General features: G+C 62.5%; 7 protein-coding genes and 1 tRNA gene. 1 reads left to right on the forward strand and 7 read right to left on the reverse strand.

The features are described 5' to 3' along the window. Positions 1-92 precede the first annotated feature (92 nt). Positions 93-2372, reverse strand: a complete 2280-nt coding sequence (gene secA2, locus HMPREF2847_RS07215) for an accessory Sec system translocase SecA2 (RefSeq protein WP_070851971.1) — start codon at positions 2370-2372, stop codon at positions 93-95. Between the two features lie 203 nt (positions 2373-2575). On the opposite strand from secA2, the gene rraA reads away from it, so the two are divergent. Next, positions 2576-3049 carry a ribonuclease E activity regulator RraA gene (rraA, locus tag HMPREF2847_RS07220; RefSeq protein WP_070851972.1) on the forward strand — a complete coding sequence of 158 codons (474 nt, stop codon included), beginning with the start codon at positions 2576-2578 and terminating at the stop codon, positions 3047-3049. Between the two features lie 99 nt (positions 3050-3148). Here rraA and HMPREF2847_RS07225 read toward each other — a convergent pair. From HMPREF2847_RS07225 to HMPREF2847_RS07250, 6 genes are all read right to left on the reverse strand, one after another. Beyond that, positions 3149-3222, reverse strand: a tRNA-Pro gene (locus HMPREF2847_RS07225). A gap of 86 nt (positions 3223-3308) precedes the next feature. Then, positions 3309-4316, reverse strand: a complete 1008-nt coding sequence (locus HMPREF2847_RS07230; RefSeq protein WP_070851973.1) for a PASTA domain-containing protein — start codon at positions 4314-4316, stop codon at positions 3309-3311. Positions 4317-4473: 157 nt separating this feature from the next. Then, on the reverse strand, positions 4474-6783 hold the full coding sequence (gene der, locus HMPREF2847_RS07235) for a bifunctional cytidylate kinase/GTPase Der (protein ID WP_070851976.1): 2310 nt from the start codon (positions 6781-6783) through the stop codon (positions 4474-4476). 51 nt (positions 6784-6834) lie between these two features. Further along, positions 6835-7686, reverse strand: coding sequence for a pseudouridine synthase (locus tag HMPREF2847_RS07240; protein WP_049193586.1), 852 nt, complete (start codon positions 7684-7686; stop codon positions 6835-6837). Positions 7687-8058: 372 nt separating this feature from the next. Then, positions 8059-8748: a dethiobiotin synthase gene (bioD, locus tag HMPREF2847_RS07245; RefSeq protein WP_070851974.1), complete on the reverse strand. Its 690-nt coding sequence runs from the start codon at positions 8746-8748 to the stop codon at positions 8059-8061. Between the two features lie 68 nt (positions 8749-8816). Beyond that, on the reverse strand, positions 8817-10193 hold the full coding sequence (locus HMPREF2847_RS07250) for an adenosylmethionine--8-amino-7-oxononanoate transaminase (RefSeq protein ID WP_222866761.1): 1377 nt from the start codon (positions 10191-10193) through the stop codon (positions 8817-8819). Positions 10194-10420: the final 227 nt, after the last annotated feature.

The following is a 10420-nucleotide window of genomic DNA, read 5'->3' on the forward strand; positions in this document are numbered from 1 at the left end:
AATACCGACATCGGAGAGCTTTCTCCGTGGGTGTACCTAGGCCGGTCACCTGAGAATTATTTTCAAATTGTTACCAAACCTGTGGTTACGGCTTACCTAAACATCGCTGCAATTGAACCGACGACCGAGCCACCACCATTGCTCAGCGGGTTGTCGTTGACCATGTAGGTCCACGTCGAGCTCGGGCGGGCAAGTCCCGTGTCCTCCAGATGCGCGCCATCGCTATCGATTTCGACCTCCTGGAAGGTCTGCACCGACTCTGTGACGGCATTGTTCACCAGGTTCTTAAAGGCGCCGATGGCGGCACGGTGGAACTCATCAATCGGGCTCTCCTTAGCCAGCGCGCGCAGGTGAATCGACTCCCGCAGGTCGTCCAGATCCGCCAGGTGGTCCGACCATCCGCGATCCAAATGGCTCAGCATAATTTCCCGGGCAGCATCCTCGGCGACGTCGCGCCCGACTGCGGCTTCGACTTCCTTCGCCCGCGCCGATGCCAGCTTCGACAGCTCTTCCCAGGCAGCGGTAGTAGTAAGCAGCTTCTCTCGGCGTTCATCCAGAATCTCGCGCTGGTCGCCGATGAGCTTGTTGTACTTCCATGTCGTCGCATGAATCGACAGCATGGTCGCCTCTGTCACTCGCTGTGCGCGGTCGATGAACTGGTAGGCCCTCTTATCGCGAACGCGTCCATCGTCCTCGGGCAGCACACTCAGCGTCTCGCCAGCAGCGCCTTCGGAAATCACCGGGTCATCCAGGGAGACAAAGAACACCGACGAGCCCGGATCGCCCTGGCGCCCGGCGCGGCCACGCAGCTGATTATCCAGTCGGTCAGTGCGGTGCTTGCCCAGACCAATGACGCATAGGCCACCGCGCTCGACTACGGCATCGCGGTTGGATTCGTCTGCCCCTCCGAGGCGAATGTCGGTACCGCGGCCGGCCATCTGGGTGGACACCGTGACGCGGCCAATATCGCCAGCACCCGCGATGACTTGGGCCTCCAGCTCGTCATTTTTCGCGTTCAGTACCGAGGATTCGATGCCGCGCAGGACTAGCGCATCGGCCAGTCGTTCCGATTCGGCCACGTCACGGGTGCCTACGAGTATTGGTCGACCAGTGCCGTTGAGTTCCACGACCTCGTCGACAAGCGCGGCGAACGCGTCGTCGGTGGTGGCGTAGATGCGATCGGGCTCGTCGTCGCGGACGCATGGCACGTTGGGTTCGATGACGGAGACGTGGAGTCCATAGAACTCGCGGAACTGGTCGCCCGCGGAGGTGGCGGTGCCGGTCATACCGCAGGTGACGTCGTAGCGGCCGACGAGTTGCTGGATGGTCATGGAGTCCAAGATGCGGCCGCCCTCCGAGACTTGCAGTCCCTCCTTGGCCTCTACCGCCGCTTGCAGACCGTCCGGCCAACGCTGAAGTTCCGCCACACGTCCCTTCGAGGCGTCGATGAGCTGTACCTTGCCGTCGCGCACGATGTAGTCGACATCGCGCTGCAGCAGCTCGTGGGCGTGCAGTGCGACGTTGACCTGAACCAGGGTGGTGCCGACGTGTTCGGCGTCGTACAGCGAGCTGATGCCGAGCAGCCGTTCGACGCGCGCAGCGCCGGTATCGGTGAGGAATACATTGCGGCGGCCTTCGTCAACGGTGTAGTCATCGCCGAGCTGCAGGCGGCGCACCACGTCGGTGATCTGCCCGGTTGGCGCGGTGCCAGGTTCGTTGCCGGCGAGCACGAGCGGGACCAGCGCTTCATCGACCAGCACGGAGTCGGCTTCGTCGATGATGGCGACATCAGCAGGAGATTGCACGCGGTCTTCGATGGCCGGCGCGCAGCGGTCGCGCAGCACATCGAAGCCGAGTTCGTTGACGGCGGCGTAGACGATGTCTGCCGCATATGCTTTACGACGCTCCCCCGGACCATCCTGCGGCGAAATAGCCGCCACCGAGAGCCCAAGGAACCCGAACAGCGGTTGCATCCATTGCGCATCGCGGCCTGCGAGGTAGTCGTTGACGGTCACCGAATGCACGCGGTGGCCACGCAGCGCGAACCCGGCTGCAGCCAAGGCGCCGGAGAGAGTCTTACCCTCACCGGTGGCCATCTGGATAACGTCTCCCTCCATGAGCGCCAGTGCGCCTTGCAGCTGCACATCGAAGGGGCGCATGGACAGGGTGCGCTGGGAGACTTCGCGGAGTGCGGCTAAAAGCTCCGGTGCGTCGGTGGCGTGTTGGCGGGCGAAGTCGGCGAGGTCGGCGTCGGAAAGCGCCTGTACCTGTGGCTCGAGCTCAGCGGCGCGCGCCACCAGCCCTACGCTGCGTTTTTGGTTGCGCCCTTGCTTGCCGCCAAGAGCCTTCCAAAACCAATTAAACCCAGCCATCTTCTACCCTTCCTGCGCACGTGTGGTTGTCGGCGCGTTCTGACTCACCAGAGTAATCAATCTGGACCGGCCTTCGGAGTGTCAATCGCTGCCAGCGAATTTGCACCATATGTCTTTGGTCACATCTTGAGTTTGAAACAATGGAGTTAACACTTGTTACGAGCACATTCTTGTGATCATTTTTCGGAAGGACTTCAATCCCTATGGCAATCGAATTCATCCCCACCGCTGACCTGGTTGACGAGATCGGCCCGGACGTGCGTTCCTGCGATACCCAGATGCGCAATCTCGGCGGTCGCGTGGAGTTCTGCGGCAAGATCTCCACGGTCAAGTGCTTCCAGGACAACGCGCTACTGAAGAAGGTCCTCTCCGAGCCGTCTGAGGGCGGCGTGCTTGTCATCGACGGTGACGCTTCGGTCCACACGGCGCTGGTCGGTGACGTTATTGCGGGGCTCGGCAAGGACAATGGCTGGGCTGGTGTTGTCGTCAACGGCGCGATCCGCGACTCCAAGCTGATCGGTGAGATGGACTTCGGGTGCAAGGCACTTGGCACCAACCCGCGCAAGTCCACCAAGACCGGCGAGGGCGAGCGCGACGTCGTTGTCTCCTTCGGCGGCATTGACTTCGTTCCGGACGAGACGCTCTACGCTGACTCCGACGGTATTGTCGTGCGCTAGTAGCATCGTGTGCTAGACGGCAAACGAAACCGTAAAGCAATAACCGCAAACAAAAACCGCCGCCTCCCGGAATCTTCCAGAAGACGGCGGTTATTTTTGTCGGGCTGACCGGATTTGAACCGACGACCCCCTCACCCCCAGTGAGGTGCGCTACCAAACTGCGCTACAGCCCGCGTGCACGAAAGTGCAACGAGCTATAGGTTACATCATTGGTGTTTGCTGGCGGAAATCGCCCCTGGTCCCTGCCCTGCCTGCCGCGTTACTGCAGGTAGATGGTCACAGGCGTGGATGTCTCCGCCATCTGCCCCTCCGGCGGATCGATCGAGGCAACCTTGCCCATAATCGCGGCCACAGAATTGGTCTGGTTGCCCTCTGCGTCGACGACGGTCACGTTCTGGTAGCCGTTGGTACGCAGCTCCACCTCAACCGATGCCGGACTCTTGCCCACCACGCCCTGCGGGATAGTGCCCCAGCCGCTGCTGCGCTCACCGGGGCCAGGGATAGCTGGCGGCGACTCGCGAAGTTGGTCGAGCTCCTGCTCAAGGCGTTCACGGGTGTCATTAATCGTGCCCGACGGGTCCAAGCGATCGGTAGGGCTTGTCGTGGTTTCTTCCGGCGAGGTTGTCGTCGGCGTCGGGCTTGACGACGTCTCCTGCGTCGGCGCCGCCGTATTGTCATTTTTGTCCTCGGTTCCGGAAGTAAAGGACAAAACCAGGGCTACCAGCGCGACTACGGCCACCATCGCGGCAATGGCCACGATGGCGACAGGCTTACCCCAGCCCTTCTTGGAGTCATCGCCGCCGCTGTTGCCACGGTTATTACCGCGGTTGTTGCCGTTGTGCGGGTCGCCGTAACTGCCTGCGCCACCTGCGGCACCTGCGGCGTATTGCTGGGTTGCACCGGCCTGCTGGCTCGCCTGACCATAGCCTCGCTCTTCTTCAGACAGCGGCGCCCAGTACTGGCCGCTGCCCTGCGCGCCAGCGCCCTGCGCCCCGGCACTGGCCCCGGCCCCGGCACCTCGGGAGTCATCAAAACGTGTTTCATCGCCACGCTGCAGGAATTGCGTCTCAGAGGAGTCGCCACCGAAGTATTCGGTCGGCTGCTCGCCCGCGAAGTCGGCATCTGGGTTGTACCCGCGATATCCGTCGTCCCGCGGAATGTAGCGAGTCGCGGAGTCATCGCCGTATGCGCCTGAGGAATCGCGCCCATAGCTGTTACCTCGGCCATCGTGCTGAGAGCCGTCACGGTTGTTGCCGCGCCTGACCATTGTCAGTTCTCCTTATCGCTAATTTACTGAAACTCTAAAATGCCAACGAAAAGCCCAAAATGCAATTGTCTAAATCACATTTTGGGCTTTTCTCGGCTCAATTCGAGCGACTAGCAGGGCTTAACCGAACTGCCTACCGGCACTTCCTAGCAGCTTCCTACCGGCGCTTCTTCTTTTCGCGGACACGCACTGCGATGCGTACTGGCGAACCCTCGAAGCCGAACTCTTCACGCAGCTTGCGCTCCAGGAAGCGACGGTAGCCGTGCTCCAGGAAGCCGGTCGTGAACAGCACAATCACCGGCGGGCGTGAGGACGCCTGGGTGGCAAACAACACGCGCGGCTGGCGGCCACCACGCAGCGGTGGCGGGTTCTGCTGCATAATCGCGCGCAACCAAGTGTTCAGGCGACCAGTGGAGATGCGCTTATCCCACGACTCCACGGCCTCCAGCATTGCCGGCTCCAGCTTCTGCACGGCGCGGCCAGTCTTGGCGGAGATGTTCACCCGACGAGCCCACGGCACATGTGCGAGCTGTTCTTCAATCTCGCGCTCGAGCAGATCGCGGCGGTCCTCATCCATGAGGTCCCACTTGTTGTAAGCGACCACAAGTGCCCGACCGGAGTCGAGAATCATGCGCAGCACGCGCTGATCCTGCTCGGTAATCTGCTCGGAGGCATCGACCAGGAAGATCACAACCTCGGCATTGTCAATCGTCGAACGAGTACGCAGCGAGGCGTAGAACTCGTGGCCCTTGGCGGTCTTGGTCTTCTTGCGGATACCCGCAGTATCCACGAAACGCCACAGCGCCTCGTCCATCTGCACCAGCGAGTCCACCGGATCAACCGTGGTACCCGCCACGTCGCTGACCACTGCGCGGTCTTCCCCGGAGAGCTTGTTCAGCAGCGAAGACTTGCCCACGTTCGGCTTGCCCACCAGCGCCACGCGACGCGGCCCGGTCGGCAGCGACTTCGCACGCGGCACCTCCGGGAAAGAAGCCACCACTTCGTCCATCACGTCGGCATTGCCACGGCCGTGGAGGGCCGAGGTTGGGTGCGGCTCGCCGAGCCCGAGGGCCCAGAACTCCGCGACGTCGCCAAGCTGCGAATCCGACTCAAACTTGTTGGCGGCGAGAATAACCGGCTGCTCCGCGCGCTGCAGACGTCGGGCCATAACCTCTTCCGTGGCGGTGATGCCGACGGTGGTGTCAACGACCATGACAATCACATCGGCGGTCTCCATGGCGGTCTCCGCCTGACGAGCAATCGCCGCATGCATGCCCTTGGCGTCCGGATCCCAACCGCCGGTGTCCTGCACCCAGAAGCGACGTCCGCCCCATTCACCCAGGTAGGAGATGCGGTCGCGGGTCACGCCCGGGAAGTCTTCGACAACTGCTTCACGACGGCCAATGAACCTGTTAACCATGGTGGACTTACCAACATTCGGTCGTCCCACAATGGCCACGGTCGGAAGAGCTTCTTCCTCCTCGTCGCTGACGCCAAGTGCTGCGAATGCGTTTTCCAGCTCTTCCCAGTCGGCATCGTCGTCGATCTGGCCGGTTTCGGCGCGCTCGATGGCTTCGGAGATGATCGTCTCGTGGTCAGCGATCGTGCGGTCGATGAACTCGTCTGCGCTGGTGTGGCTACCTGCGGTGCCCGGCGCGTTTTCGCTCTCCACGTTTGCGACCAGGTGCCCGGCGGTGTCCTCATCAGCGTCCTCGGAGTCCTCGTAAGAGCCCTCGAACTCCTCGTTGTCGACATCGTCCCAGTCCATGGTGGACCCCGGGTATCCCGCCTCAACAACATCGAGGACGTTTTCCACGACCTCTTCGATGTCCATCTCTGAGGTGTCCAGAATGAATGCGTCTTCGGCGGGCTTCAGCGGCGAGGTCGCACGGTTGCTGTCGAGTTCGTCGCGGCGGATGACGTCGGCAAGCACGGTGTCGAAGTCAGCCTCACGACCAGCAGCGATGTCCTGGTCGTAGCGGCGGCGGGCGCGTACCTCTGCGGAGGCGGTCATGAAGATTTTCGCCGGGACGTCCGGGAGCACAACCGTGCCGATGTCGCGGCCTTCCACCACACAGCGCACAGCCGATGCGGCCAGTGAGCGCTGGAGTGCGACCAGGTTGGTGCGCACGGCCGGAATCGCAGAGACAGCCGACACGTTGCGGGTGACCTCCGGGCCGCGAATCTCGCCGGAAACATCCTCGCCGTCGAGGAGGACAGCGGTGGAGTTCGGGTCATCGGAGACTTCCAGTGGCAGGGCGGCGGTCGCCTTGGCCACGGCTTCCTCGTCGGTCGGGTCAATGCCCTGGCGCAGCACCCACAGGGTGGCCACGCGGTACATTGCGCCGGTGTCCAGGTACTTTGCGCCCAGCTCGGTTGCGACCATCCGGGAGACAGTCGACTTGCCAGTGCCGGAAGGGCCATCGATGGCAACCAACAGCATGTCGTCAGTGTTCTGCTCACTCATGTGGGCTCCTTCAGCGCCTTGGTTCTCTTCGTTCTTTTTCACTAGTGCCATTTACAGCCCCACCGCGTTGTAGAGGGAGGTCAGCTCAGCGCGGTTGAGTGCGCGGAGAGCGCCCGGGGTCTGCTCGCCCAGCTGGACAGTGTGAATCTTAGTGCGCACCAGGCGCTCGACCGGGAAGCCCGCAGTCTTGAGCATCCGGCGGACGATGTGCTTGCGACCCTCGTGCAGCTCGATGCGGACGATAGAGCGGCCCTGCCAGACGTCGATGATCTGCGCCATGTCCGCCTTAGCGATGCCGTCATCGAGCTCAATGCCCTTTTCCAGCTCGCGCATGACCTTGGCATCGACCTCGCCGACAACGGTGGCCATGTAGGTCTTGGTGACCTCGTAGCTCGGGTGCATCAGACGGTTGGCCAGCTCACCATCGTTGGTGAGCAGCAGCAGACCCTCGGTGGGCGCATCCAGTCGTCCCACGTGGAAGAGTCGCTGACCAGCGCTGATCTTCTCACCGATGATGTCGCCCACACACGGGCGGCCCATGTCATCGTGCATGGTGGACTGCACGCCACGCGGCTTGTTCAGGACGAAGTACTGCATGTCCTCATTGACGATGACGCGGGAACCATCAACGCGGATCACAGACGTGTTCGGGTCCACCCGCACGCCCTGTCGCGTCACGATCTTGCCATCGACCTCGACGCGGCCTTCGTCGATAAGCTTTTCCGCCATACGACGCGACGCCACGCCCGCCTGCGCGAGCACCTTCTGCAGGCGCACGCCCTCACCTGCTTCGCTGTGCACGCGCTTGCCCGAACCGCGGCGGTTGTCGTCCACATGCTGGTGGCGCGCCGGGCGGGCGTTGGATACGTAGATGTCCTTCGCGTGGACGTTGGAGGTCTCCACCTTCGCGCCGCTGTCGCGACGGCTGCGGTTGCGCTGGGCGTTAGTGGAGCCGCGGTTGGATTGATTCTTACGGTTCTTGTGTGCCGGTGTGCCTTCTCGGCGAGCGGGTTTAGCCACTTGACCTACATCCTTTTCAAGCGTTGGAGAATGTTCTGTCTGTTAGAACGTCAGCGCCAGGCGACGCTGTTCTCTCCCCCGTGGGCCCAAAATGGCCGGTGGAAGCAGGTTAATAAAGAGAATTACAGAGAAAGCCTCGCGCCTTGTCGTCTAGTCACCTTAGCACGTTTCTCGCAAAACGCCAGCTTAACGACATCCTGCGCGGCCTCTATTTCAAGGCGCCGCCAGAGCGCCCCTTAAAGCGCTGCGGCTCCCCTACAGCGCGGCAGCCCACTGTCGCACGCCCGGCAGCCACTGCGTAGCTTTCGCCACAAACTCCTGCCGCGCCAACGATCCCGCTCCCGCCTGCACCGACCCCAGCAGCGGCACCCCGGTGATGCGTGGCAGTTCTTCCAGGTTCGTCTCGATGATCGGGTCGACCTCTGCCGGCAGCGATCCACCTACTAACGCCGTGACATTGACCCCACGCCCCCGCGCCACCTCGACGGTGAGCTCCGCCTCGTTCAGACAGCCCAGGCCCAACCGCGTCACGACCACCATTTGGCTCCCCGGCAGCAACGCCGCCAACTCCGGCAGCGCCCAGTCCTCGCCGAGCCTCACGAGCAGCCCGCCCGCGCCCTCCACGAGGACAACGCGGTTCGGCCCGTCGATAAGCTTGATTTTCTCCGCAATTTCCGTGGCCTTCGGCAGGCGCATGCCCGCGCGCTGCGCCGCCGCCACCGGCGCCATCGGCTCGGGGTAACGCTCGAAACCATGCAGGTTATCGATCCCCGTCAGCTCTGCGACAGTGTCCAAATCGCCGCCATTTGGGCCCGGGAAACCGGTCTGAATCGGCTTGACGACGTGCACCTGCCTGCCCTCTTCGCGTAGTGCCGCCGCCAGGGCTGCCGTGCCGATGGTCTTTCCAATATCGGTACCGGTGCCGGTGACAAGGACGATGCTCATGGTGGTTGGTGCTCCTTCTGCTTGTGGTGGTGTGCTGGTTGCGCTTCTTGTTGTGCTGCTTCGCTGCGCTACCTACGTTTTTCCTCCGCGGCGACGATGGCGGCGATGGCCTCGCAGATACGGTCGACCTCGTCATTGGTGCTGATATACGGAGGCATGGTGTAGACCAACTTGCCGAATGGACGCAGCCACACCCCGGCATCGACAGCTGCTGCGGTGGCCAAGCCCATGTCCACTGGGCGCTGCATCTCCACGACACCGATAGCACCGAGAACACGAACATCAGCCACGGCATCGCTGCTGGCTAGGGGCTGGAGCTGGTCGCGGAGTCGAGACTCGATGCGCGGGACATCCTCACGCCACTGCCCTTCTGCAATCAGGTCGAGCTGCGCGCAGGCCACCGCACAGGCCAAGGGGTTGCCCATAAAGGTCGGGCCGTGCATGATGCCTCCGCCTGCACCACTGGAAATAGTACGAGCCACATCGGCGGTGGTGAGAGTGGCTGCGAAGCTCATAAAGCCGCCGGTCAGCGCTTTGCCGACACACATAATATCCGGCACGATCCCTGCCGCCTTCGTCGTGAATAGGTCACCAGCACGACCGAAGCCGGTGGCAATCTCGTCCGCAATGAGGAGAATGCCGTGCTTGTCACACAGCTTCCGGAGCTCCACAAGCAGCTCATGGTCGTGGAACCGCATGCCACCCGCGCCTTGGACTACCGGTTCAATTATGATGCCGGCGACGGAGTCGTCGATAAGCGAATCGAAGTGCGCGAGATAGCGTGCGCGTTCCTCTTCGGTTGCGCCGCGGGCGGGTGGTTTGTCGGCGAAGACCTGCGGAGTCCACTGGCCCGTCCACAGCGAATGCATGCCGCCCTCGGGGTCGCAGACGGTCATGGGCGCGCGGGTGTCGCCGTGATAGCCTCCGCGCCAGGTGGCCAGGCGGGTGCGCTCGGGATGGCCTTTGGCCTGCTGGTACTGCAGTGCCATTTTGATAGCAACCTCGACGGAGACCGAGCCCGAGTCCGAGTAGAAGATGGCATCGAAGCCGGGGCCTGCGAGCTTGAGGAGCTTCTCCGCCAGTTCAATTGCCGGTCGGTGTGTGAGTCCGCCGAACATGACATGCGACATTGTGGTGGCCTGCTTCTTCGCGGCTGCGACGAGCTTCGGGTGCGAGTGCCCGTGGCAGGCGGCCCACCAGCTGCTCATGCCATCGATGAGGGTGCGGCCGTCGGCGAGGTGGAGGTTGACGCCTTCGGCGGACTCGACCAGCTTGGGCGCGACCGGTGACGGGATGGGGCCGTATGGGTGCCAGATGTGGTCGCCATCGAAGGCTGCGAGGTTAGCGATGGCTGGCTGGGTGTGTGGCGGCTGCGGTGTAGGCGACTTCGCGGATGCTGGTGCAGGTGACGGTACGAGTGGTTGGGTGGTTTCCGAGGCTGTCATGATACTCAAGCATAATACCTGTACAACGCCGGACTTGAACACTGTTCGGGGTTGGTGGTGGAACTTTTCGCAAGGATTACAGACAGTCTCAGCGACTTTACGACACCCATGTCACCTCGTGGCAGCTGTGGAGGTGGCATGAGGTGACACCCGTGTCGTGAAGTGGAGTTTGGGATGGAGTTTGGGATGGAGTTTGGGGGGGTGTCCCTATGTTTTTGTCAAGTGCC

Origin of the sequence: Corynebacterium sp. HMSC074C03 (assembly GCF_001838285.1) — a bacterium.
GTDB lineage: Bacteria > Actinomycetota > Actinomycetes > Mycobacteriales > Mycobacteriaceae > Corynebacterium > Corynebacterium amycolatum.